This is a genomic window from Pectobacterium odoriferum (genome assembly GCF_009931295.1).
In the GTDB taxonomy this organism is placed as follows: Bacteria; Pseudomonadota; Gammaproteobacteria; order Enterobacterales; family Enterobacteriaceae; genus Pectobacterium; species Pectobacterium odoriferum.
On the sequence record NZ_CP034938.1, the window covers coordinates 3,639,496 to 3,663,088 of the forward strand.

The 23,593-nt window shown below is 53.4% G+C and carries 22 protein-coding genes and 1 pseudogene; 16 read left to right on the forward strand and 7 right to left on the reverse strand.

Annotated features, from left to right (window positions below; all coding sequences use genetic code 11):
* Positions 1–186: 186 nt before the first annotated feature.
* Both mrcB and hrpB read right to left on the reverse strand, forming a co-directional pair.
* Positions 187–2,664, reverse strand: a complete 2,478-nt coding sequence (gene mrcB, locus EO763_RS16350) for a bifunctional glycosyl transferase/transpeptidase (RefSeq protein ID WP_161529587.1) — start codon at positions 2,662–2,664, stop codon at positions 187–189.
* A gap of 102 nt (positions 2,665–2,766) precedes the next feature.
* Positions 2,767–5,229: an ATP-dependent helicase HrpB gene (gene hrpB, locus EO763_RS16355; protein WP_161529588.1), complete on the reverse strand. Its 2,463-nt coding sequence runs from the start codon at positions 5,227–5,229 to the stop codon at positions 2,767–2,769.
* Between the two features lie 92 nt (positions 5,230–5,321).
* Here hrpB and thpR point away from each other — a divergent pair, with 92 nt between their 5' ends.
* From thpR to panD, 9 genes are all read left to right on the forward strand, one after another.
* Entirely contained in the window at positions 5,322–5,852 is a 531-nt protein-coding gene (thpR, locus tag EO763_RS16360) for an RNA 2',3'-cyclic phosphodiesterase (RefSeq protein ID WP_161529589.1), read from the forward strand.
* 36 nt (positions 5,853–5,888) lie between these two features.
* Entirely contained in the window at positions 5,889–6,593 is a 705-nt protein-coding gene (gene sfsA, locus EO763_RS16365; protein ID WP_039493377.1) for a DNA/RNA nuclease SfsA, read from the forward strand.
* A 539-nt stretch (positions 6,594–7,132) separates the two neighbouring features.
* On the forward strand, positions 7,133–7,588 hold the full coding sequence (gene dksA / locus EO763_RS16370) for an RNA polymerase-binding protein DksA (RefSeq protein ID WP_039493379.1): 456 nt from the start codon (positions 7,133–7,135) through the stop codon (positions 7,586–7,588).
* A gap of 128 nt (positions 7,589–7,716) precedes the next feature.
* Entirely contained in the window at positions 7,717–8,649 is a 933-nt protein-coding gene (gene gluQRS, locus EO763_RS16375) for a tRNA glutamyl-Q(34) synthetase GluQRS (protein ID WP_161529590.1), read from the forward strand.
* Between the two features lie 139 nt (positions 8,650–8,788).
* Positions 8,789–10,201 carry a polynucleotide adenylyltransferase PcnB gene (gene pcnB, locus EO763_RS16380; RefSeq protein ID WP_205621384.1) on the forward strand — a complete coding sequence of 471 codons (1,413 nt, stop codon included), beginning with the start codon at positions 8,789–8,791 and terminating at the stop codon, positions 10,199–10,201.
* The gene (folK, locus tag EO763_RS16385; RefSeq protein ID WP_161529591.1) at positions 10,201–10,743 is read left to right on the forward strand and encodes a 2-amino-4-hydroxy-6-hydroxymethyldihydropteridine diphosphokinase; all 543 of its coding nucleotides are present in this window, start codon (positions 10,201–10,203) and stop codon (positions 10,741–10,743) included. Before pcnB ends, folK begins: the two co-directional genes overlap by 1 nt.
* A gap of 108 nt (positions 10,744–10,851) precedes the next feature.
* Positions 10,852–11,649, forward strand: coding sequence for a 3-methyl-2-oxobutanoate hydroxymethyltransferase (panB, locus tag EO763_RS16390; RefSeq protein WP_161529592.1), 798 nt, complete (start codon positions 10,852–10,854; stop codon positions 11,647–11,649).
* A 337-nt stretch (positions 11,650–11,986) separates the two neighbouring features.
* Positions 11,987–12,841 (forward strand): pantoate--beta-alanine ligase, encoded by an 855-nt coding sequence (gene panC, locus EO763_RS16395; protein WP_161529593.1) that lies wholly within the window; start codon positions 11,987–11,989, stop codon positions 12,839–12,841.
* A 17-nt stretch (positions 12,842–12,858) separates the two neighbouring features.
* A complete protein-coding gene (gene panD / locus EO763_RS16400) occupies positions 12,859–13,239 on the forward strand; it encodes an aspartate 1-decarboxylase (RefSeq protein WP_010299570.1) in 381 nt (126 codons plus the stop codon).
* A gap of 60 nt (positions 13,240–13,299) precedes the next feature.
* Here the strand turns inward: panD and EO763_RS16405 are convergent, their stop codons facing one another.
* Together EO763_RS16405 and EO763_RS16410 are read right to left on the reverse strand one after the other, a co-directional pair.
* Positions 13,300–14,070: an ABC transporter permease gene (locus EO763_RS16405; protein ID WP_039360891.1), complete on the reverse strand. Its 771-nt coding sequence runs from the start codon at positions 14,068–14,070 to the stop codon at positions 13,300–13,302.
* On the reverse strand, positions 14,067–15,005 hold the full coding sequence (locus tag EO763_RS16410; protein ID WP_161529594.1) for an ABC transporter ATP-binding protein: 939 nt from the start codon (positions 15,003–15,005) through the stop codon (positions 14,067–14,069). The genes EO763_RS16405 and EO763_RS16410 overlap by 4 nt, the downstream gene beginning before the upstream one ends.
* A gap of 262 nt (positions 15,006–15,267) precedes the next feature.
* On the opposite strand from EO763_RS16410, the gene can reads away from it, so the two are divergent.
* Positions 15,268–15,909, forward strand: a complete 642-nt coding sequence (gene can / locus EO763_RS16415) for a carbonate dehydratase (RefSeq protein WP_010280785.1) — start codon at positions 15,268–15,270, stop codon at positions 15,907–15,909.
* Positions 15,910–15,968: 59 nt separating this feature from the next.
* Here the strand turns inward: can and hpt are convergent, their stop codons facing one another.
* Positions 15,969–16,502: a hypoxanthine phosphoribosyltransferase gene (hpt, locus tag EO763_RS16420; protein ID WP_029369092.1), complete on the reverse strand. Its 534-nt coding sequence runs from the start codon at positions 16,500–16,502 to the stop codon at positions 15,969–15,971.
* 152 nt (positions 16,503–16,654) lie between these two features.
* Here hpt and EO763_RS16425 point away from each other — a divergent pair, with 152 nt between their 5' ends.
* Positions 16,655–17,089, forward strand: a complete 435-nt coding sequence (locus EO763_RS16425) for a GNAT family N-acetyltransferase (RefSeq protein ID WP_161529595.1) — start codon at positions 16,655–16,657, stop codon at positions 17,087–17,089.
* On the opposite strand, the gene EO763_RS16430 is transcribed toward EO763_RS16425, so the two are convergent.
* Both EO763_RS16430 and EO763_RS16435 read right to left on the reverse strand, forming a co-directional pair.
* Complete coding sequence (locus tag EO763_RS16430) at positions 17,090–18,175, reverse strand: ABC transporter ATP-binding protein (protein ID WP_161529596.1); 1,086 nt, start codon at positions 18,173–18,175, stop codon at positions 17,090–17,092.
* Positions 18,176–18,179: 4 nt separating this feature from the next.
* Positions 18,180–19,802: an ABC transporter permease gene (locus tag EO763_RS16435; protein ID WP_161529597.1), complete on the reverse strand. Its 1,623-nt coding sequence runs from the start codon at positions 19,800–19,802 to the stop codon at positions 18,180–18,182.
* Between the two features lie 294 nt (positions 19,803–20,096).
* On the opposite strand from EO763_RS16435, the gene EO763_RS16440 reads away from it, so the two are divergent.
* From EO763_RS16440 to nrdI, 5 genes and pseudogenes are all read left to right on the forward strand, one after another.
* Positions 20,097–20,444, forward strand: a complete 348-nt coding sequence (locus EO763_RS16440) for a YacC family pilotin-like protein (protein ID WP_011094845.1) — start codon at positions 20,097–20,099, stop codon at positions 20,442–20,444.
* 107 nt (positions 20,445–20,551) lie between these two features.
* On the forward strand, positions 20,552–21,415 hold the full coding sequence (gene speE, locus EO763_RS16445; RefSeq protein ID WP_161529598.1) for a polyamine aminopropyltransferase: 864 nt from the start codon (positions 20,552–20,554) through the stop codon (positions 21,413–21,415).
* 45 nt (positions 21,416–21,460) lie between these two features.
* Positions 21,461–22,255: an adenosylmethionine decarboxylase gene (gene speD, locus EO763_RS16450; protein WP_125232994.1), complete on the forward strand. Its 795-nt coding sequence runs from the start codon at positions 21,461–21,463 to the stop codon at positions 22,253–22,255.
* Between the two features lie 608 nt (positions 22,256–22,863).
* Positions 22,864–23,102: pseudogene (gene nrdH / locus EO763_RS16455) on the forward strand (glutaredoxin-like protein NrdH).
* 9 nt (positions 23,103–23,111) lie between these two features.
* The gene (gene nrdI, locus EO763_RS16460) at positions 23,112–23,519 is read left to right on the forward strand and encodes a class Ib ribonucleoside-diphosphate reductase assembly flavoprotein NrdI (RefSeq protein WP_010280810.1); all 408 of its coding nucleotides are present in this window, start codon (positions 23,112–23,114) and stop codon (positions 23,517–23,519) included.
* Positions 23,520–23,593: the final 74 nt, after the last annotated feature.

The window sequence follows — 23,593 nt, forward strand, 5'->3', positions numbered from 1 at the left end:
CCGCGTCAGCGGCATAATTTCCGCCAAAAGCCTAGGGGTCACGGGGCGAGTGGCGCTTGAACCGCCCCGTGTCGGGCGCGTGCTACGGAATAGCATGAAATAATCGTATTGTAAGCGCACGAAACCGTCTCTCAGTCTGCATAAAAATCTGGCTAAGAGACAGTAACTCCTTGGAGTCATGAGAGCTTATTGCCCAAACATTTCTTTGATCCAGTCAGCGACGCCTTCTCCGTTTTGCTGGTCCTGCTGTGCTGAAGGCTGCGGCTGACTAGCCTGACACAGTGCCTGCGGATTATCCGTCCAGACTGGCAATACACGTCCGGCACTGCTGCCGTTGCAGATAAAGTTACCGCTGGCATCCACCGTCATGGTCGTAATGCCTTCCGGCGGCGTCAGCATCAACGGCAGCGGTGTTTGGTTCTCCAGGTAGCGACGATAAATCGTCAGCGCACCGTTCGCCCCCGTCAGCTTGGCTGGGCCGTTGTTATCGCGCCCTACCCAGCTAATCGCCACTTCTTTACCGTCGATCCCAGCAAACCAGCTGTCACGCAGGTCGTTAGTCGTACCGGTTTTCGCTGCCAGATGATAATTCGGGAATTTTACCGCCAGCGAACGCGACGTACCGCGTTCAACAACCTGCTGCATGCCATACAGCGTCAGATAGGCTGCCTGCGCCGGAACCGCGCGTTCCGCCTGCGGGAAGCTCTGATACAGCACCGTGCCATCTTCCGCAATCACCGAACGCAGTGAGGAAAGCGGTGCGCGATTACCGCCGCTGGCGATCGTCTGGTACTCCTGCGCGACTTCCATCGGCGTCAGACTGATCGCCCCCAGCAGCATCGCCGGTACAGGCTGGATCACGTTTTCAGGAATCCCTAAACGCTTCAACGTTTCCGTAATCTGATTCAGCCCAACGGCCATCCCCAGATTGACGGTCGGCACGTTCAGCGAGTTCGCCAGCGCATCGACCAGCATGACGCGGCCACGGAACTCACGATCGTAGTTCTTCGGCTGCCATAGCTGTCCGTTAGACTGTTTGATCGACAGCGGTTCATCCGCCAGCAGGGTATTCAGACGATAGGTGTCCGGCTGGCTCAGCGCGGTCAGGTAGGTCGGCGGCTTCGCCAGCGATCCGACAGGACGACGCGCCTGTAGCGCACGGTTAAACCCGGCGTACTGCGTTTGAGCTCCGCCAACCATCGCGCGAACTTCGCCGCTGAAGCGATCGACAATCACCATCGCCGCTTCCAGATCGCTGACGTTACGACCAGCACGCAGTGCCGGAACCCCGACTTCCACCGCTTTTTCCGCCGCATCCTGCGAGACCGGATCGAGCGTGGTAAAGATCTTCACGCCGGAGAGATCGTTAACCTTGTCGCCAAGCCGCTGTTGCAGTTCCTGACGTACCAGTTGCATAAACGCCGGCTGCGGGCTGATGACGCCGCCTTTCGGCTGTACGCCCAATGGGCGCGCGCTCAGCATGTTGTACAGATCGGCATCAATAACCTGCTGATTCTGCAACAGACGCAGCACCAGATTGCGTCGCTCTAACGTAATCTGTGGGTTACGCCACGGGTTATACAGCGACGCCCCTTTCACCATACCCACCAGCAGTGCCTGCTGATCGAGGCTCAGTTCATTTACCGGACGACCAAAGTAATACAGGCTGGCAAGCGGAAAACCGCGAATCTGATCGTTACCACTCTGACCGAGATACACTTCGTTCAGATACAGCTCAAGGATACGATCCTTGCTGTAGCGATAATCCATGATCAGCGCCATATAGGCTTCGTTAGCTTTACGCCACAGCGAACGCTCGTTGGTCAGGAACAGGTTCTTAACCAACTGCTGCGTCAGCGTACTGCCGCCCTGTACCGCGCGCCCCGCCGTGATGTTCGCTAAGAACGCACGGCCAATGGAGTACAGGCTGATACCATCGTGCTCATAAAAATGACGGTCTTCGGTCGCGACCAGCGTATCAACCAGCAGATCGGGGAAACCGGCACGCGGCACGAACAAACGCTGTTCGCCATTCGGCGACTGCATCATGGTGATCAGTTTCGGATCGAGACGGAAAAAGCCGAAGTTACGCTGGTTGTCCAGATTCTGGATCTGCGACAGACGATCGTTGGCAAACATTAGGCGCGCCTGAATCTGCCCTTCTTTTCCATCAGGGAAGTCAAACGGACGGCGCAGCATATCAATGCTGTTGCCACGCACGCTGAATTCACCCGGACGGGTAATGCGGCTCACCTGACGGTATTGCATGCCTTCCAGCAGACTGATCATCTCTTTCTGGCTATAGGCCATGCCCGGCTCAAGGTTAACCATGCGGCCATAGACGGCGGCAGGCAACTGCCAGACTTTGCCTTCAATACGGCTACGGATCTGGCTGTCGAGGTACACACCATAGATCGCCATCGCCACGGCAAAGATCAGGAACAGCTTGATCGCCAGCCCCAGCCAGCGCCGTCTTCTCTGCGATTTACGCGTCATGGTGTCATCGCCGTCGTCATCATCATCGTCATAGTCGTCCTGATAATCGTCATAGTCTTCATCATCATAGTCGTCATCCCTGCGACGGCGTATGGCCTGCTTGCGTTCAGGCTTACGTTTTGGCGCTCTCCCTTTGCGCCCGATAGGTTCGCGGTCATCCCGAGACATTACAATAACTTCTCCATCAGGTTGTTCACGGCTATCTGCTCTGCGCTCAAGCCGCCTACTCTGTTTCCAGCCCCTTTTTTGGGAAAGCGGAAACGTCTGAAATTAGTGATTCTGATATTTCTTGGTACGTCTCGTCGGAGCCGTATTCGCCGGATCGTCCGGCCAGACATGCTTGGGGTAACGCCCCTTCATCTCTTTTTGCACGTCGCGGTAGGTGCCTTGCCAGAATGCCGCTAAATCTCGCGTAATCTGTAGTGGACGCTGTGCGGGTGACAAAAGTTCCAATACCAGCGCCACACGCCCTTCCGCCAGCAGCGGGCTCTGCTGCTCACCGAACATTTCTTGCATCCGCACCGACAGCACCGGTGGCTTATCGTCATAATAGGCGATAGGCAAGCGACTGCCGCCGGGGGCCATATAGTGCGTGGGCAATGCGCTATCCAGCCGCTGGCGCAGCGACCAGTCCAACAGCCGCAGCAACGCATCGCTCAAATTAATCTGGTGCAGCGCCCGTAAATCACGCACGCCAGCCAGTGACGGCAGTAACCAGACTTCCAGCGTTGCCAGCAGCGCTTCATCGTCCACTCGCGGCCAGTCAAGCTCAGGCAACCACTGGTGCGCGCACTGTAGCCGGGCGCGTAACTGCAACGCCGCAGCATCCCAGTTTAATGCATCCATCCCCTGCTCCCGAATCCAGGATAACATCGCCTGCTGTAGTGCCTCATCGGATGGCTTATTCAGCGGGCGCGTTCGCAGAGTCAGACAACCTATCTGGTCGCGCTGGCTGGCGCGCAGAGTACCCTTTTCTTCGTCCCAGTGCACCACGTTACGTTCATTTATTAATCCAGGTAACCGCCGTTCCAGACGTTCAATATCCAGCGGCAACGCCAGCAGGATCCGTGCCTCTGCGCTTTGCTTGTTTTGCACTAATCGATCGTTCTGTAGCAACGCTGGGGTCAGCAGCCACTCCGTACCTGACAGCGCCTCATCAGGCGACATCATCGCGCCGCTGCCGTTAGCAAGCTGGTAGCGCCCATCCTGACTACGCCGCTGGGCGATGCGGTCGGGGAAAGCCTGTGCCAACAGCCAGTCGGCTTCGCCGCCGTTAATACGTCCCGAGGTCGTCGATAAACGACGCGTCAGCTGTTTTGCCCGCCGCAGCCAGTGTGGCAATGGGCGATGTAGCCAATCAGCCAGATTGATCGACCCGCTACGCGGCGGCTCTTCGAGTATCGCCGCCAGACATCCAGCCGTGGCCAACGCATCTGAACTTTGCTGTGATGCGGCATACAGCATCGTCGCCAATCGGGCATCGCAGCCTAACGCGGCGATCTTCCGCCCCTCGGCGGTTAACCTATCCTGCTCATCGGTAATACCAAGCTGGCACAGCAGTTGACGTGCAGCATAAAGCGCAGAGGCTGGCGGCGTATCCAGCCAGGTTAACTGCGCCACATCAGTGCAGCCCCACTGTAATAAATCCAGCCAAATGCTGCTTAAATCACTGTTCAATATCTCGGCTTCACTTTGCACCGCCGCGCGCTCTGCTTGTTCACGCGAGCACAGATGCCAGCATATGCCGGGGCTTAAACGTCCAGCACGCCCGGCGCGCTGCACCATCGACGCTTGGCTGGTTCGCTGCGTCACTAGTCGGGTGACACCGCTTTTTACATCAAAGCTGGCTACGCGCTCAAGGCCGCTATCCATCACCAGTCGGATACCTTCAATCGTCAGGCTGGTTTCGGCAATATTGGTGGCTAACACCACCTTACGACGACCCGATTCCGCAGGCAGAATTGCCTTTTGCTGCTCCGCCAGCGTCAATGCACCATATAAAGGACAAAGATCTGTCTCGCTTGACACGCTATTTTCCAGCAGCGCCTGCACACGGCGAATTTCCGCGACGCCGGGCAAAAACAGCAACAGCGAACCGGCTTCTTCGCTGAGCAAACGCCGCACCTGTCGCGCAACGCCTTCTTCAAAACGCTCCTGATTGTTCAATGGCGCATAACACCGCTCTACCGGATAGTTGCGACCTTCGGAAACCACGCAGACGGCTCCCGGCAACAGCGTCGCCAGCCGCGCATTGTCGAGCGTGGCGGACATAATCAGCAGCTTTAAGTCTTCACGCAGCCCTTGTTGCACATCGAGCAACAGCGCCAATGCTAAATCGGCCTGCACGCTGCGCTCGTGAAATTCATCAAGGATGATTAGCGCCACGCCTTGCAGTTCCGCATCCTGTTGCAGCAAACGAGTCAGCATGCCTTCGGTGACGACTTCCAGCCTCGTTGCGTCACTCACGCAGCTTTCCGACCGCATGCGATAGCCTATGGTTTTCCCCGGCTCTTCCCCTAGCTGCTGCGCCAGCCTCCAAGCCACGCTCTTTGCCGCCAGACGGCGTGGCTCCAGCATGATGATGCGCCCGTTCACATTGCCCTGTTGTAGCAACTGCAACGGCAGCCAGGTCGATTTCCCTGCCCCCGTTGGCGCATTAAGCAGCACCTGAGGCGCGGTATGTAGCGCCGTTATCACATCATCCAGCACGGCGCTGACGGGCGGTAAAATCACAGACATCTCCGTATAAGGTTAACTTTCAGCGGCGAGCATTGTAGCATCTGGATGAATGCAGTATCTGATGGAATCAGAACAGAGAGATCGCCATGTCAGCCACCCGCCGCCTGTTTTTTGCCTTATCACTGCCAGAAGCCACACAGCAAGAGATTATCCGCTGGCGTGCCGAACACTTCCCTCTGGAAGCGGGTCGTCCGGTCGCCGCCGCGAATCTTCATCTGACCCTGGCGTTTTTGGGCGATGTCAGCGAGCAAAAAGCGCAGGTCTTGCAGACATTGGCGGGCCGCATCCATCAACCCGCTTTTTCCCTTACGCTGAATGACGCTGGACACTGGCCGCGCCCCGGCGTGGTCTGGCTGGGATGCCGTCGTGCACCGCGCGGGCTGTCACAGTTGGCGGAACTGCTGCGTTCTCAGGCCGCGCGCAACGGCAGCTATCAAACGGCCTTGCCGTTTCATCCGCACATTACGCTATTACGTGGCGCGACTCGCCCCGTTGCGATTCCCCCCGCCACCTTTAGCTGGCAGGTCGACATGACGCACTTTTCACTTTTCGAGTCACTTTTCGATAATGGCAAAACCCGCTATCAGCAGTTGGAAAGCTGGTCATTTATAAAATAAGTGGTCGAGTGAATAAATGAAAAAAACAGGATATACATGGACTATACCCCACGCTTACAACCCGCCCGGTTGATTAAACGTTACAAACGCTTTTTGGCCGATGTCGTAACCCCAGAAGGCGAGACGCTCACGCTGCACTGTGCCAATACCGGTGCGATGACAGGCTGTGCCACGCCCGGCGATACCGTCTGGTACTCCACATCGAATAACCCTAAGCGCAAGTACGCCCAGAGCTGGGAACTGACTGAAACACAACAAAATCACTGGATTTGTGTCAATACTCTGCGTGCCAACACATTATTGTACGAAGCCTTATTGGAGAATCGCATAGAAGAGCTAGCAGGCTACCCAGACGTAAAAACGGAAGTAAAATACGGTACGGAAAATAGCCGAGTCGACCTGCTTTTACAGGCGCCGGACAGGATTGACTGCTATATTGAGGTGAAATCTGTCACATTATTGCAACATGAATGTGGTTACTTTCCGGATGCGGTTACACTCAGAGGGCAAAAGCATCTGCGTGAGCTACAACAGATGGTTTCCAATGGAAAACGTGCAGTCCTTTTTTTCGCCGTGCTCCATTCAGGCATCCAGCAGGTTTCTCCCGCCCGGCATATTGATTCACGCTATGCGGAATTATTTATCGAAGCACAACAGGCTGGGGTTGAAATTTTATGTTACGGCTCCACATTATGCCCTGATGGTATTAAATTGACGCATAAGCTACCGTTGTTGGGATGACGTACAAGCATTGCATAACACGCCGAACGTACCACCAAAGGCGTAAAACATTGTTTATTATTTAATGTACACCCTAAATAATTCAAGTTTCAGGACAAAAACGGCAAAGCGTTTTTGAACAGCGTTTGCGCTGACCCCGCAGGGGTGAGGCCATAAGGACGAATAATGCGGCAAGCGAAGGAATCTCGATGAGCTTACTCAAGTAAGTGATTCGGGTGACTGACAAATCTGCCAGAGGCAGATTTGAACGCTGCTTGCAGCGGCCCCTACGGGGCGAGGTCCACGCAAGTGGGCCGAGTATCGTAGCCAACGCACATGCAACTTGAAGTATGACGGGTTAAGCAGGTTGTTCCTCACACTTTATCAGGCCGGTGTCAGGAAGCATTGCCAACCCCATCTTCATCTGCTATTTATAGCGGCCTGTTTTTTCCCCCTTTGGGGGCCGATATGCCCAGATAGCTGAAGTTTATGGCCAACAACGCCGCAACTTCACTGCATAAAAGGGTATTATGCGTGTCGTGTTATGTAGGAGAAGCAACATGCAAGAAGGGCAAAACCGTAAGACATCTTCTCTGAGCATTCTCGCAATTGCCGGAGTAGAGCCGTACCAGGAGAAGCCGGGCGAAGAGTATATGAACGACGCTCAGCTAGCTCATTTCAAGCGTATTCTTGAAGCATGGCGCAACCAACTCATGAATGAAGTGGATCGTACGGTATCGCACATGCGCGATGAAGCCGCTAACTTTCCCGATCCCGTGGATCGTGCAGCGCAGGAAGAAGAGTTCAGTCTCGAACTGCGTAACCGTGACCGTGAGCGCAAGCTGATCAAGAAAATCGCCAAAACGCTGGTGAAAATCGAAGATGAGGATTTCGGATTCTGTGAATCCTGTGGCGTCGAGATTGGCATCCGCCGTCTGGAAGCCCGTCCGACCGCCGATCTGTGTATCGACTGCAAAACGTTGGCAGAGATACGCGAAAAGCAAATGGCAGGCTAATTTTCCTGTCCCGAATCGGCTCCTGCCCGTCGTGGGGGCCGACTTCAGATACTCTACCGTTGATGAATGATGTTCATCACTCTATCTTCTGTCTGGATAAAACGCTGACGAGATAGCACCAACCTCTTATGTCTGGAACAACTGGTTTCACGGAAACACATCATTACGTCGGGCGTTTTGCTCCCTCTCCTTCTGGTGACCTGCATTTTGGCTCACTGATCGCCGCACTCGGTAGTTATCTGCAAGCTCGTTCCCAACAAGGGCGCTGGCTGGTACGCATTGAAGACATCGATCCGCCACGGGAAATTCCCGGCGCCGCTTCCCGTATCCTTGCACAATTAGACCATTACGGCCTGCACTGGGACGGCGAGGTGATGTACCAGTCACAGCGGCATGCGCGTTACCGCGAGATCCTTCAGCAGCTTCGACAGCAGGGCATGAGCTACTACTGCACCTGTACGCGTAGCCGTATCCAGCAGCTAGGCGGGCATTATGACGGTTATTGCCGGACGCGTAACCTACCGCCCGATAACGCCGCGCTACGCCTGCGCCAGACAACGCCGGTATTTCACTTTCACGATAAATTGCGTGGCGAGCTGTATGCCGACACGGCACTCGCGCAGGAAGATTTTATTATCCACCGCCGAGACGGGCTGTTTGCCTATAATCTGGCCGTCGTGATCGACGATAACGATCAGGGGATTACGGAGATTGTGCGCGGTGCCGATCTGATCGAACCGACAGTGCGGCAAATTTCGCTCTATCAGCAGTTAGGCTACGCGATCCCTACCTACGTTCATCTGCCGCTGGTGCTGAATACCGAGGGAAATAAGCTTTCTAAGCAAAATCATGCACCGGCACTGCCGAATAGCGATCCGCGTCCCGTGCTGCTGGCTGCACTGCAATTCTTGAACCAACCGCTGCCGGAGAACGGTCAGGATATGACGCTTTCCGCCCTTCTGGCCTGGTCTGTCGCGCACTGGTCCCTTGATGTTGTCCCGTTACAGGCGGCAATAAACCCATCCACGATCACATCGGCATTCTCAAAGGGGCATTGGTGAGCTATGATTAGCCGCTATTTTTAGTGACGCACTCTCTTTGGCCGTCACATTTGCAGGCCGTCACTGGGTCGACGTCAAAAACGTTTCCCGGAAATTTTTTGCTGTGCCGTTGATTTATCCATCACTATCGAGGTGTATTATCTTTTCCCGAGTTGCTAATTTTTGTCGTAAGGTACTGAATCGTGAGAACGAAATGGTCGAATCAGAGGAACCGCGCCAGCATCTGACGGTGATTCCGCGTGACCAACATACTATTTCACGCAGCGATATCAGCGATAACGCGCTGAAAGTACTTTATCGCCTGAACAAAGCGGGCTACGAGGCTTATCTGGTTGGCGGCGGCGTACGCGACCTGCTTCTGGGCAAAAAGCCGAAAGATTTTGATATCACCACTAACGCCACTCCCGATCAGGTGCGCAAGTTATTCCGCAACTGTCGTTTGGTCGGGCGTCGTTTCCGTCTCGCCCATATCATGTTCGGGCCAGAGGTGATTGAAGTTGCCACGTTCCGTGGTCACCACGAACAGCATCAGGAACAGCAAGAAGTCAAAAACTCCTCTCAGCAGGCCCAAAGCGGCATGCTGTTACGCGACAATATTTTCGGTTCCGTTGAAGAAGACGCCCAGCGCCGCGATTTCTCGATCAACAGCCTCTATTACAGCATTTCTGATTTCAGCGTACGTGACTATACCGATGGCCTGAACGATCTGCGTCAGGGCGTCATCCGTATGATTGGCGATCCTGAAACGCGCTACCGTGAAGATCCGGTGCGGATGCTGCGCGCCGTCCGTTTCGCCGCTAAGCTGAACATGACGGTCAGCCCGGAAACCGCAGAGCCGATTCCTCGTCTGGCTTCATTGCTGCACGATATCCCTGCGGCGCGCATGTTTGAAGAGTCGCTGAAGCTGCTTCAGTCAGGCTATGGCTACCCGACCTATAAAATGCTGTGTGAATACCAGCTGTTCCAGCCGCTTTTCCCGCTGCTGAGTCGCTATTTCACACCAAATGGCGATTCCACGCTGGAACGCATGGTTGCACAGGTACTGAAAAATACCGATCAGCGTCTGCAAAATGACATGCGGGTCAATCCGGCGTTTTTGTTTTCCGCCATGCTGTGGTATCCGCTGGTTGAGCATGCACAAAAGTTGGCTCAGGAAAGCGGGCTGGCTTACTTCGATGCCTTCTCGCTAGCGATGAACGATGTACTGGATGAACAGTGCCGTTCTCTGGCGATCCCTAAACGCATTACTTCTTTAGTTCGTGATATCTGGCAGTTGCAAACGCGGCTGTCTCGCCGTCAAGGTAAACGCGCTTATAAGCTGATGGAACATCCTAAATTCCGCGCCGCGTATGACTTGCTTTGCCTGCGTGCCGAAATCGAAAACCACCAGGAGCTGCTGCGCCTGGCTCAGTGGTGGGGAGAATTCCAGGTAGCCGCACCGCCACGTCAGCAAAACATGCTGAAATCGTTGGATGACGGCCCGACGCCACATCGTCGTTCCCGCCCTCGTCGACCGCGTAAACCGACAACAGCACGTCGAGATCCAGCTTAATGACGCGCGTGTATCTGGCGCTGGGCAGCAATCTTGCCCAGCCTTTGCAACAGGTGCGCGCGGCATTGTCTGCGCTAGATGCAATTCCACATACGCGCGTCGTTTGCTGCTCCTCATTTTATCGTAGCCGCCCGCTTGGCCCGCAGGATCAGCCAGACTACCTCAACGCCGTCGTTGAACTGGAAACCGCATTAGCGGCCGAATCGCTGCTGGACCACACACAGGCCATCGAGCTGGAACAAGGTCGCGAACGCAAGGAACATCGCTGGGGTCCACGCACGTTGGATCTGGACATTCTGCTGTTCGGCGATGTCGTCATCCAGACTGATCGTCTGACTGTGCCGCATTACGACATGAAGAACCGTGAATTCATGCTCTACCCACTCGCAGAAATCGCCCCAGAACTGGCATTCCCCGACGGCGACACACTCGCCCAGCGGTTAACCCATGTCGACCGCAACGGTCTGACCTTATGGGATAATAAAAAGTGGGATAATCAACGTTGGGATGACGAGAAGCTGACCGGAACAGTCGACCACTAATAATACTCCCCATCTGCAACTTGAAGCGCGACGGGTATATCGCTACACGTCGGCTTACATTAGAATGTCCCCCTCAATTCTTCGCCCTATTGACATAGGAAGACCGTCATGAAACCGACGACTATCTCCCATTTGCGCCAATGGAAACAAGAGCAGCGAAAATTCGCTACGATTACTGCTTACGACGCCAGTTTCTCTCGCTTGTTTTTCGAGCAAGGCATCCGCGTGATGCTGGTGGGTGACTCACTGGGAATGACCGTGCAGGGTCACGATTCCACATTGCCCGTGACCACAAACGATATCGTTTACCACACGCGGTGCGTCCGCCGTGGCGCACCGCTGGCTCTGGTTCTCTCCGATATGCCTTTTATGACCTATGCCACGCCAGAACAAACGTTCAGCCAGGCCGCAGAACTGATGCGTGCCGGTGCGAATATGGTGAAGCTGGAAGGCGGAAGCTGGCTTGCCCCGACGGTAAAAATGCTGACAGAACGCGCCGTGCCGGTGTGCGGTCATCTGGGTCTGACGCCGCAGTCCGTTAACATCTTCGGCGGCTATAAAATTCAGGGCCGGAGCGAAAGCGATGCCAATCAGCTACTGGCCGATGCCCTTGCGCTTGAAGAAGCCGGTGCGCAGCTGCTCGTGCTGGAATGCGTGCCTGTCGCGCTGGCGAAACGCGTAACGGAAGCGCTGTCGATTCCGGTGATCGGCATTGGCGCAGGCAACGTGACCGACGGACAAATTCTGGTCATGCATGATGCCTTCGGCATTACCGGCGACAACACGCCTAAGTTTGCCAAGAACTTTCTGGCGCCCAGCGGGGGGGATATCCGCGCGGCAGTGCGTTTGTATGCACAAGAAGTCGAACAGGGCACCTACCCGGCCGAAGCGCATTCATTTCATTAAAGAACAATCGTTTCATTAAAAAACGAGCATTCCGTTAATCGGGCTTATACCCTAAATAATTCGAGTTGCAGGACAAAAACGGCAAAGCGTTTTTGAACAGCGTTTGCGCTGACCCCGCAGGGGTGAGGCCATAAGGCCGAATAACGCGGCAAGAGAAAGAATCCCGATGAGCTTACTTGAGTAAGTGATTCGGGTGAGTGACAAATCAGCCAAAGGCAGATTTGAACGCTGCTTGCAGCGACCCCAACGGGGCGAGGTCCACGCGAGTGGGCCGAGTAGCGTAGCCAACGCACATGCAGCTTGAAAGATGACGGGTATATTTTTTAGGAGTACGAGTGTGTTAATAATCGAAACCCCTCTGCTGCTACGCCGCGAAATCCGTCGCTGGCGTCAGGAAGGGAAACGCATTGCTTTAGTTCCCACCATGGGTAATTTGCATGACGGGCACATGACGCTGGTCGATGAAGCCAGAGCGCGTGCCGATATCGTTATTGTCAGCGTTTTTGTCAATCCTATGCAGTTTGAGCGGCCAGATGATTTAGCCCGCTACCCCCGGACGTTGCAGGAAGACTGCGAGAAATTGAATCGCCGCGGTGCCGATCTGGTTTTCGCACCGAGCCCGGATGTGATATACCCCAATGGACTGGAGTCGCAAACGTTTGTCGATGTGCCCGGTCTGTCTTCCCTGTTGGAAGGTGCCAGCCGTCCTGGCCATTTTAGAGGCGTTGCGACCATCGTCAGTAAGTTGTTCAATATGGTACAGCCGGATGTCGCCTGCTTTGGTGAGAAAGATTACCAGCAGTTAGCGCTGATTCGGCAGCTTGTCCGCGATATGGGCTATGACATTGATATTATTGGTGTCCCTATCGTGCGTGCAAAAGACGGTTTGGCATTGAGCTCACGTAATGGCTATCTCAGTGCGGAAGAACGCCAGCGGGCACCGCATGTTTATCAGGTGATGATGGACATGGCGACACAGTTGGACAACGGCGATCGTCAGATAGACACCTTGCTGGGACAGGCGGCAGACAAGCTGCGTGAAGCGGGCTTTACGCCTGATGAACTGTTTATCCGCGATGCTGATACGTTGCAACCGCTGAACGCGGCCAGCACACGAGCAGTGATTTTGATGGCTGCCTGGTTAGGCAAGGCCAGATTGATTGATAACCACCAGGTCGATTTGACTGTATGAACCGAGGTAACAAAGCGATGATACGTACCATGCTGCAAGGCAAGCTGCACCGAGTCAAAGTGACTCAGGCCGACTTGCATTATGAAGGCTCTTGCGCCATCGATCAGGATTTTATGGATGCCGCTGGCATTCTGGAATACGAAGCGATTGATATCTACAACGTTGATAACGGTCAGCGTTTCTCGACCTACGCCATTGCGGGCGAAAGAGGCTCACGCATTATCTCCGTGAACGGGGCTGCCGCTCGCCTTGCTTGCGTGGGCGACAAACTGATTATCTGCTCCTATGTGCAGATGTCCGACGAGGAAGCCAGAAGCCACAGCCCGAAGGTCGCCTATTTCTCTGGCGATAACGAGCTGCAACGTCAGGCAAAAGCGATTCCAGTTCAGGTCGCCTGATCGTTTTAGATAAGCAAAAGGCGGTGTTACCACCGCCTTCTCATTTGCAGCGTTCACACACTACGTCCGCAGTCCGCGTCCGCGCTCAATCAGCCACCAGACCAGCAGATAAAACACCACGATAAAGGCAATCAGTACCGACATCGTGAACAGCAGCGGCACATCCTGAATCCCGAGGAAGCCGTAACGGAAACCGCTAATCATGTACACCACCGGATTCAGCTTGGAAACAGCCTGCCAGAACGGCGGCAGCAGCGTCAGTGAGTAAAACACCCCACCCAGATAGGTCAGCGGCGTTAACACAAATGTCGGAATCAGGCTGATATCATCAAACGTTTTCGCAAAGACCGCATTCAATAAGCCCGCCAGCGAGAACAGCGTCGCCGTCAGCAACAGCGTCAGAACGATGATCCACCAGGCATGAACATGCAGCGGGACAAAGAACAGCGACACCGCCGTCACCAGAACCCCCACACACAGGCCACGCGCGATCCCGCCGCCAATATAACCCGCAATAATCACATGGGTCGGAACAGGCGCGACCAGCAGTTCTTCAATATTACGTTGAAATTTGGCGCTGAAAAAGGAAGAAGCGACGTTGGCATAGGCGTTGGTAATCACCGCCATCATGATCAGACCCGGCACGATAAACTGCATGTAGGTAAAACCGTGCATTTCCCCAATACGTGAGCCGATCAGGTTGCCGAAAATAATGAAATACAGCGTCATGGTGATCACTGGCGGCACCAGCGTCTGAATCCAGATACGCCCAAATCGAGTGACTTCTTTCACCCAGATACTCTGTAGTGCTACCCAATACAAGTGCATCATGCCTTTTCTCCCTTACCGTTCGTCCCGTCCCCATTAACCAACGTGACAAACAGCTCTTCCAACCGGTTCGCTTTATTACGCATACTTAATATCGTTATCCCCTGCGCACTGAGCTGGCTGAATAACGCGTTCAGACCTTGCTCGCGCATCACATCGACTTCTAGCGTTGACGTATCCATCAGGCGGAACGCATAGCCTTCAAGCTGTGGCAGCGGGCTTTTCGCCGCCAGATCGAAAATAAACGTTTCGGACTTCAGCTGAGCAAGCAGCTGCTTCATCGAGGTGTTCTCCACCAGCTCACCCCGCTGAATGATCCCGATGTTGCGGCACAGCATTTCCGCTTCTTCCAGATAGTGCGTCGTCAGGATAATCGTGGTGCCCTGCGCGTTCAGCTCCTTCAAAAAGCCCCACATGGAACGACGTAATTCGATATCTACACCCGCAGTCGGCTCATCAAGAATCAGCAGCTTAGGCTCATGCATTAACGCACGCGCAATCATCAGGCGACGCTTCATCCCACCGGACAACATCATCGCTTTTTCGCTGCGTTTCTCCCACAGATCGAGCTGTTTCAGGTATTTTTCGGCACGCTGCAACGCGTCCTGACGTTTCACGCCATAATAGCCGGCCTGATTAACCACAATCTGTAATACCGTTTCGAAAGGATTGAAGTTAAATTCCTGCGGGACCAACCCCAGTTGGCGTTTCGCATTCACTTTATCCCGCTCAAGGTCATAGCCGAAGACGCGAACTTTCCCGGCACTTTTATTCACTAACGAGCTGATAATCCCAATCGTAGTCGATTTTCCCGCGCCATTCGGGCCCAGTAGCGCATAGAAATCGCCCGCTTCCACGTTCAGGTCGATCCCCCGTAACGCCTGGACGCCTCCCGGATAGGTTTTGGTTAATTGCGCCAGTTCCAGTGCATATGTCATAAGAAATGGATTGCCTTATTATCAGTGGGTTCTACAGATTCAAAGTGTGACAAATATATACTCTAAATAATTCAAGTTTCAGGAAGGCGGCAAGAGAAGGAAGCCCGATGAGCTTACTCAAGTAAGTGATTCGGGTGAGTGAACGCAGCCAACGCACATGCAACTTGAAGTATGACGAGTATAAACTATCGTTTTTCAAACGACGCATGTTGCCTTATATTACTCCTCACTGCCCCTTGTTTGTTACAGGTCATTTACTTTCATGAAAGAAATTGAAACGCTCATCGCGAACAACCAGCTTTGGTCTAAAACGATGGTGGAAGAGGATCCTGGCTATTTTGAACGTCTGGCGCAGGCACAACGACCCCGTTTTCTATGGATTGGATGCTCGGACAGTCGCGTACCTGCGGAAAGTCTGACCAGCCTTGAGCCAGGTGAACTGTTTGTTCACCGGAACGTCGCCAATCTGGTTATTCACACCGACCTCAATTGCCTGTCTGTCGTGCAATATGCCGTCGAAGTTCTCGAAGTCGAACATATCATTATCTGCGGCCACTACGGCTGCGGCGGTGTTCAGGCTGCGGTGGAAAACCCAGAATTGGGTTTGATTAACAACTGGCTGCTGCATATCCGTGATTTGTGGTACAAGCATAGTTCGCTGCTGGGGGAATTGCCTCCCGAACAGCGGCTGAATACGCTCTGTGAAATCAACGTTGTCGAGCAGGTTTATAACCTCGGCCACTCCACCATCATGCAGTCCGCCTGGAAGCGTGGGCAGAAAGTCACCATCCACGGTTGGGTTTACGGTATTCAGGATGGCCGTCTGCGCGATCTGGAAGTGACCGCAACCAACCGGGAGACGCTGGAACAGCGTTATCGCCGCGCGATTTCCTCTCTGCCTTGATACGCTGTCTGACGCCCACTCGCTGGGCGTCGCTCACGGCATCAGCCTTATCTGGTACGCTATTCCTGTGGAACAACCTTGCCGACGTAAGGTAAATGGCGATAGTGCTGAGCATAGTCGATACCGTAACCCACGACGAATTCGTCAGGGATCGAGAACCCAACCCACTCGACTTTCACCGCCACTTCACGGCGCTCTGGTTTGTCCAGCAGCGTACAGATCGCCAGCGATTTCGGCGCACGCAGTTGCAGAATTTCCCGCACTTTGCTCAGCGTATTGCCCGAGTCAATAATATCTTCCACGATCAACACGTCTTTGCCGCGAATATCCTCATCCAGATCTTTCAGGATCTTAACATCGCGCGTGCTGTTCATACCGCTGCCATAGCTGGATGCCGTCATGAAATCCACTTCGTGAGGGACATCAATCGCCCGGCATAAATCGGCCATAAAGATAAACGATCCGCGCAACAACCCCACCAGCACCATATCGCTGCCGCTATCACGGTAGTGTTCGCTGATCTGTTGCCCCAGTTCGGTAACCCGCGCCATCACTTCTTGCTCAGAAATCATGACTTCCACGGTATGTTTCATCATACTGATAACTCTTTGAAGTAAGGTATTCAGCACCATCGGCAAAATGACAGATTCATTATCGATGATGCGCCAATGCTGACGTTTGAATCAGCCCGGGCAATGCCCAAGCGCGCGAAGTATATCAGAAACTACACCATGAAGGAGACACCATGCGTACACCACCAGTGGATGTTTGCTACAAAGTGAATGCCCCACTTTCCAGCCAGCAGTTCATTGAGCTGTTGGCGAAAACCTCATTGGGGCCACGCCGCCCACTGGATGATGAGGCGGCAATTGCAGGTATGCTTAAGCTCGCCAACTTGCTGGTTTCCGCCTGGCAAGGGGAGACACTGGTTGGGATCGCGCGCAGCGTGACGGATTTTCATTTTTGCTGTTATCTGTCCGATCTGGCGGTATCAGAGGACTGTCAGCATGCGGGAATAGGTAAGAAGCTGATTCAACAAACCGCTCAACAGCTTAAAAAAGGCTGCAAAATTATTTTGCTGGCCGCGCCGCTGGCGGTGGATTACTACCCGAAATTAGGGTTTGAAAAACACAACAGCACGTGGCTCATGCCAGCAGCAGACCTGCATGCAGAGACATAATCATTTCGTTTCAGGGCCGTCAGCCAGACCGCTGGCGGCGGGTAAAGCAGGGTACAAGACTGGCGGATCCGTCTTAATGCTTAAACGCACCTGCTGTCCCGGTTCAAACCAGTTGCCGGTCTGCACCAGCAGCATCAGTTCTCCCATCTTCACCCGATACAAGTTTGATGTGCCCATAAATAGCCTATCTTCGATCGACGCCGGACCATCGGGATCGAGCGCCAGCGCCACGTCTGCTGGGCGCACCATCCAGTCGCATTGTGAATCCATCGGCTGATTGAGCGGATGTGTCGCCTGATGATCGCCCAATGGGCTTTGCCATTGATGGTCGCTCATAATTTTCACAGGCAAATAGTTCGTATTCCCCATAAAATCAGCGACAAAGCGGCTATTCGGCCGATGGTACAGCTCGGAGGGATAGCCCTGCTGCATAATTTTCCCTTCATCCAGCAGAATCAGATGGTCGGCGCAGGCAAAAGCCTCCTCTCGGCTGTGCGTGGCAAAAACCGCCGCGACATGGCGCTGTTTGAGAACCTGCCGCAATTCGGTGATCAAGCGGTAGCGAGTCTGGCTGTCCAGCCCTGGGAAGGGTTCATCCAGCAACAGCAGTTTCGGCTCACAGGCTAGCGCGCGGGCAATCGCCAAACGCTGTTGCTGTTCATTCGATAGCTCATGCGGATAACGCGCGGCAACATCATCCAGTTGCAAGAGCGTCAGCATCTCCGCACAGATTGGCTTCACCTCGCTTTCCGGGCGGCCATATAAACCAAACGCAATGTTGCCTTCCACCGTCAGATGCGGAAAGAGCGCATAGTCTTGAAAAATCAGGCCAACCTGACGCAGCTCAGGCAGGACATACTCTTGCGGTGAACTGACGGGTTCACCCTCCAGCAAGATCTTGCCCTGAGTAATCGGCAGCAGGCCAGCGATCGCCTGTAATAGCGCCGTTTTACCGCAGCCGTTCCTACCCAGCAGGCAAATCGTCTCATCATCACGCACGGCAAACGAGATGTTCTCCAACACGGGAGACTGCTGTAGCGTACAACTTACCGCCTGAACGCTCAGAATATCTATCGACGCGGCCATGTCATTATCCTTTTATATTCAGTACGCGATTCAGCCAGAAAACAGGGATTAGCCCTACCGCCACCAGCACAAACGCAGGAAAAGCAAATGATGCAATCTGCTCACTCGCCGTAAAGCGAAAAACATACGTTGCCAACGTATCAATCCCGAAAGGGCGCAGCAGCAGCGACACATTCAGCTCTTTCATGCTTTCCGTGAAAATCAGCAGCGCCCCGATGAACAGGCTACGGCGCAACAGAGGAATATGCACGCGTGACCAGCGGCTGAGGGGAGAAGCGCCCAGTACAAGGCTCACGCTATCCAGCGAACGCGGGATGGCTTCCATACTGCGCTCAAGGCTGTCCAGCATCAGGCGTCCAAATTTAACGCTATAGGCGAGGATGAGAATAAACAGCGATCCCGCAAGCAAGGCATCCGTTGGAGGTAACCCCGCCGCGCTGGCAAACAGATTAATTCCGCTGTCCACCAGCGACAGCAAGGTAAATAGCCCAACAGCCAGTATCGCGCCAGGCAAAGCAAAACTCAGGCTGACTAGCCGAACCGGCGTCTGATTGGCAAACACTCCAGCCGTGCGTGTATAGAAGATAAACGACAGCGCCATCAGCGTAATAACGGCTGTCGCGATGGCGGACGCCAACAGGCTATTCATCACTGCATGGAGGAACGTCATATCCCACACCGACAGCATGTGTCGGAGGGCCAAAAAGAGTAGATACAACAGCGGGAACAGAAACGACAGACAAACGATTCCCCAACAGTAGCCACGTACTACCCTGCTGCGCCACCCGCTCAACACAGGCGGAACCACCTGAGAAGGATTCGCTTGAGCTTGATAAATTCTCTGCTTGCGACGCCAGAAATTAACCAGAAACATCAAGAGGAAGATCGCAGGTAAAATCAACACGCCAAGGCGTGCTGCCGCACCGAGATCGCCCTGCTGCTGCCAGATATCCAGCACCTGTGTTGTCAGGGTTGGGGTATCAAGATAAGACGCCGCACCATAATCGCCCAATGTTTCAACCACCACTAGCGCACCGCCGCAGGCAATCGCAGGCCGTGCAATAGGTAAACATAAGCGGCGGAATACCTGAGCGCGCGTCTGATTCAGTAAACGCGCCGAATGGATAAGGCTGGCAGGTTGTTTCACCAGCGCTTCGCGCACCAACAGGTAAATATAGGGATAGAGCACCAGTGCCAACACCAGACTTATGCAGCCTAGCGCAACGGGTAGCCCAGCAACGTGGGATTCTCCCCACGATGGGGCTATCTGCCACCCGCCTTCCTGCAACAACCGGGACAGATGCCGTAACACATCAGTATAAAGGTAGGCGAGCAGGAACGCGGGCATCGCGAGCGGCAGGCAAAGCGCCCATTGCAACACGCGATGACCGGGAAAACGGTACATGGCGATAAACCAGGCGGAAGGCAATCCAAACAGTAAACTGAAGAAAAGCGTGCCAATTACGATGACCGCTGAATGTATCAGATAGGTGGGTAACCCGATTTGCCACAGTTGGGTAAATCCCATCCCATCGGCAAAAAAAGCCTGATAAAAAACCGTTGCTAAAGGAAGCAGCAACAGTCCCGCCAACAACCAACTACTGACGCGCCAGACACCGGAGATCATAGAATAAAAACTGTATTAGGTGAGATCGCTGTTATTAATAACAGAGGCTGACGGTGGCGTCATCGTATCAAACAGCGATAAATGGGCTTTAATCCTGCGATTAACCTGAGGCGATTGCCATCGCCGACTGTCACCAAAATAAAAATCAACCATTTCAATAGATTGCGATTATGAGTTTTCCGCCTTTTCGCCATTCATTTTTTATCGCAATCAGAGGTTTCCCGTAAGAAAACTTGGAACCTCACGGGATATCTGTGATAACGTCATCTGACAACATTTGGAACAGGTTCAACCATGAAAAACTCTGCGCTGGCTCTGCTCCTGCTAAGCCTGATGAGCTTCTCTTCCGCCAGCAAGGCGCTGAATGAATTTGAAGCGGAAGATCTCGCCGATCTGACCGCAATCTTTGTTTATCTGAAAAACCACTGTGGCTATCAAGATCTGCCGAATGAACAGATTCGTCGGACACTGGTCGCATTTGCTCAGCAAAATCGCTGGGATCTCAGCAATTACAACGCTTACGATATGACGGCGATGGGTGAAGACAGCTATCGCGACCTGAGTAAAATCGCTATCCCGACGCCGAAGAAATGCCAGTCTCTGGCACGTAATTCACTCGGTCTGCTCTCCTACGCACAGTAGTTCCCCCCTCCTCCGCGCTGACTGAAATTTGACCGTGCAAGCGGCAAAAGAGTCGGCTATGATGGCGCGCCAATTTTCATGGCTGTTATCGCGGAGGAAGCCCTAACATGTCCCAGAAAGAAATTTGGTATGAAACCCTACATGCCAACTTTGGTCAGTACTTTTCGGTTGATCGCGTGCTGTATCACGAGAAGACCGATCATCAAGATCTCATCATCTTTGAAAACGACGCATTAGGTCGCGTGATGGCGCTTGACGGTGTGGTGCAAACCACCGAGCGCGATGAATTCATCTATCACGAAATGCTCACCCACGTTCCCCTTCTGTCACACGGCAGCGCCAAACGCGTACTGATTATCGGTGGCGGCGATGGCGGTATGCTGCGAGAAGTCAGCCGACACCGCGGCGTCGAACAGATCACGATGGTAGAAATCGATGCGGGCGTGGTGGAGTTTTGTCGCCAGTACCTGCCCAATCACAGCGCCGGTAGCTATGACGACCTGCGTTTTAATCTGGTGATTGATGACGGCGTTAACTTCGTCAGACAGTGCAGCGAAAAATTTGACGTCATCATTTCCGATTGCACCGACCCTATCGGCCCCGGCGAAAGCTTGTTCACCTCCGATTTCTATCAGGGCTGCGCCCGTTGCCTGAACGAAGGCGGGATTTTCGTCGCTCAGAATGGCGTGTGCTTCCTGCAACAGGATGAAGCCGTCGGCAGCCATAAAAAACTCAGCCACTATTTCAACGATGTCAGCTTTTATCAGGCAGCGATCCCGACGTATTACGGCGGCATTATGACGTTCGCCTGGGCCAGCAATAACCCGGCGCTGCGTCAGATAGACACCGCCACGCTGCGCCAGCGTTTTGCACACTCTGGTATCACCTGTCGCTATTACACACCGGATGTTCACGTCGGCAGTTTTGCCCTGCCACAGTATCTGTTGAGCGCGTTACAGAATGCGCAATAGCCCATCACTTAGGGTAACCACACAACCACAAGGGGGTGACGTAAATTGCACAAGCTGAAACTACACGGCTTCAACAACCTGACGAAAAGCCTGAGTTTTTGTATCTACGATATCTGTTACACCAAAACGGCCGACGATCGCGATGGTTACATCGCCTACATCGACGAACAATATAACGCTAACCGTTTAACAGAAATCCTCACTGAAACCTGCTCAATTATCGGTGCCAACGTCCTTAACATCGCGCGTCAGGATTACGATCCACAAGGTGCCAGCGTGACCATTTTGGTCAGCGAAGAGCCCATCGATCCACGAGATGTCGATACCTCAGAACATCCAGGGCCGCTGCCCCATTCCGTTGTTGCGCATCTGGATAAAAGCCATATCTGCGTTCATACCTATCCGGAAAGCCACCCGGAAGGTGGGCTTTGTACCTTCCGTGCGGATATCGAAGTCTCTACCTGTGGCGTAATTTCGCCGCTGAAGGCACTGAACTACCTCATCCACCAGCTTGAATCTGATATTGTGACCATCGACTATCGCGTGCGAGGATTTACCCGTGATGTCAACGGCATAAAACATTTCATCGATCATCAGATCAATTCGGTTCAGAACTTCATGTCCGAGGATATGAAAGCGCTCTATCACATGATGGACGTGAACGTGTATCAGGAAAATATTTTCCATACCAAGATGCTATTGAAAGACTTCGACCTGAAACACTACCTGTTCAACGTCAGCCCTGAAGAACTCAGCACGGCTGAACGGAAAAGAATCACCGATCTGCTGTATCACGAAATGCAGGAAATCTATTACGGCAGAAACCTGCCAGTACTGTAATCAATACATATCCCTTCACAGGGTTGTCTCTTAGTCACATTTTTTATGCCGACTAAGAGACTATTTCGTGCGCGATGATGCCGTCATTTTCATGCTACCCCGTAGCACGCGCCCGACGCAGGGCGCTCAGTCGCCGCCGCCCTGCGAACCCAGGCTTCCGGCTAAATTATGCCGCTACGCGGTGCCATCGGTGTTCATGTTCACCGCTGCATAATTTTTACGCCGGATAAGGACAAAGCCCATGATGACTCCCTGTATTAATGTATAAGGTACAGCGCCTGAGGAGGGTTGAGGTGTAACACGTTCATATATCTTTCATTTCGTCGCACACTATTTCGTCAAAAATGATGCGCGTCACATTTATTTCTTTCTGCATTTTTTACTTGCATTCTCTCTCACCCTTGCTGCATCTAGGTTTGCGTCATTTTGTATAAGGTCAATTAAAAATCATATATCTTGTGTGGTTGAAATTTAAAACACCTACATCTAGTATTCTTTGTGTAGCCCTCGCGTAAGGGGTCGCTACCCAGTGGATCGGTTCGGGCACACATGCCCTGAAGATAGCCGCTCCGACATACTTCTTTCACGCCAAAGGGTAAATACGAATCATGCGTATTACTATTTTCACTAAGCCAGATTGTGTTCAATGCAACGCCACATGCCGTGCGTTGGACAAGCAAGGAATTAACTATCAACTGGTGGACTTAACTGAAGATGAACAGGCGTTACAGCAGGTAAGAGCGTTAGGCTATCAGCAGGTACCGTCGTGATGACGGCCGACGATCATTGGAGCGGCTTCCGCCCAGATAAGATCAGTACTTTGAACGCCGCCCTGCAATTGCAGTAAGGGGGGAATATGAACCCGCTGGTCTATTTCTCCAGCCAGTCGGAAAACACGCATCGCTTCATTTCCAGGGTTGGCTTACCAGCCCTGAGAATCCCGATAGCGACAGAACAGCCTGCTTTGAAAGTTGATCGCCCCTATATTCTGGTTGTCCCCAGCTACGGCGGAGGCAGCACGAAAGGGGCTGTGCCGCGTCAGGTCATCATCTTTCTCAACGATCCGCACAATCGCGCTTATCTGCGCGGCGTGATTGCCGCAGGCAATACCAATTTCGGTGCAGCGTACTGCATCGCTGGCGACATCATTGCGCAGAAATGTCAGGTGCCCTACCTGTACCGCTTTGAATTGCTCGGCACGGCAGAAGACGTTGCAAACGTGCGTAAGGGAGTAACTGAATTTTGGCAACAACAGACCACGTGAGTGCAAAGGCAACCAAAGCCGAAGCGGATGCCCACTCACTCGATTACCATACACTTGACTACCATGCGCTGAAC

What these genes read in the sequence shown, in the direction of transcription:
- mrcB (WP_161529587.1), bottom strand. Translation starts at nt 2,664, where the DNA reads ATGTCTCGGGATGACCGCGAACCTATCGGGCGCAAAGGGAGAGCGCCA.
- thpR (WP_161529589.1), top strand. Translation starts at nt 5,322, where the DNA reads ATGTCAGCCACCCGCCGCCTGTTTTTTGCCTTATCACTGCCAGAAGCC.
- sfsA (WP_039493377.1), top strand. Translation starts at nt 5,889, where the DNA reads ATGGACTATACCCCACGCTTACAACCCGCCCGGTTGATTAAACGTTAC.
- dksA (WP_039493379.1), top strand. Translation starts at nt 7,133, where the DNA reads ATGCAAGAAGGGCAAAACCGTAAGACATCTTCTCTGAGCATTCTCGCA.
- gluQRS (WP_161529590.1), top strand. Translation starts at nt 7,717, where the DNA reads ATGTCTGGAACAACTGGTTTCACGGAAACACATCATTACGTCGGGCGT.
- folK (WP_161529591.1), top strand. Translation starts at nt 10,201, where the DNA reads ATGACGCGCGTGTATCTGGCGCTGGGCAGCAATCTTGCCCAGCCTTTG.
- panB (WP_161529592.1), top strand. Translation starts at nt 10,852, where the DNA reads ATGAAACCGACGACTATCTCCCATTTGCGCCAATGGAAACAAGAGCAG.
- panD (WP_010299570.1), top strand. Translation starts at nt 12,859, where the DNA reads ATGATACGTACCATGCTGCAAGGCAAGCTGCACCGAGTCAAAGTGACT.
- EO763_RS16405 (WP_039360891.1), bottom strand. Translation starts at nt 14,070, where the DNA reads ATGATGCACTTGTATTGGGTAGCACTACAGAGTATCTGGGTGAAAGAA.
- EO763_RS16410 (WP_161529594.1), bottom strand. Translation starts at nt 15,005, where the DNA reads ATGACATATGCACTGGAACTGGCGCAATTAACCAAAACCTATCCGGGA.
- can (WP_010280785.1), top strand. Translation starts at nt 15,268, where the DNA reads ATGAAAGAAATTGAAACGCTCATCGCGAACAACCAGCTTTGGTCTAAA.
- hpt (WP_029369092.1), bottom strand. Translation starts at nt 16,502, where the DNA reads ATGAAACATACCGTGGAAGTCATGATTTCTGAGCAAGAAGTGATGGCG.
- EO763_RS16425 (WP_161529595.1), top strand. Translation starts at nt 16,655, where the DNA reads ATGCGTACACCACCAGTGGATGTTTGCTACAAAGTGAATGCCCCACTT.
- EO763_RS16430 (WP_161529596.1), bottom strand. Translation starts at nt 18,175, where the DNA reads ATGGCCGCGTCGATAGATATTCTGAGCGTTCAGGCGGTAAGTTGTACG.
- EO763_RS16435 (WP_161529597.1), bottom strand. Translation starts at nt 19,802, where the DNA reads ATGATCTCCGGTGTCTGGCGCGTCAGTAGTTGGTTGTTGGCGGGACTG.
- EO763_RS16440 (WP_011094845.1), top strand. Translation starts at nt 20,097, where the DNA reads ATGAAAAACTCTGCGCTGGCTCTGCTCCTGCTAAGCCTGATGAGCTTC.
- speE (WP_161529598.1), top strand. Translation starts at nt 20,552, where the DNA reads ATGTCCCAGAAAGAAATTTGGTATGAAACCCTACATGCCAACTTTGGT.
- nrdI (WP_010280810.1), top strand. Translation starts at nt 23,112, where the DNA reads ATGAACCCGCTGGTCTATTTCTCCAGCCAGTCGGAAAACACGCATCGC.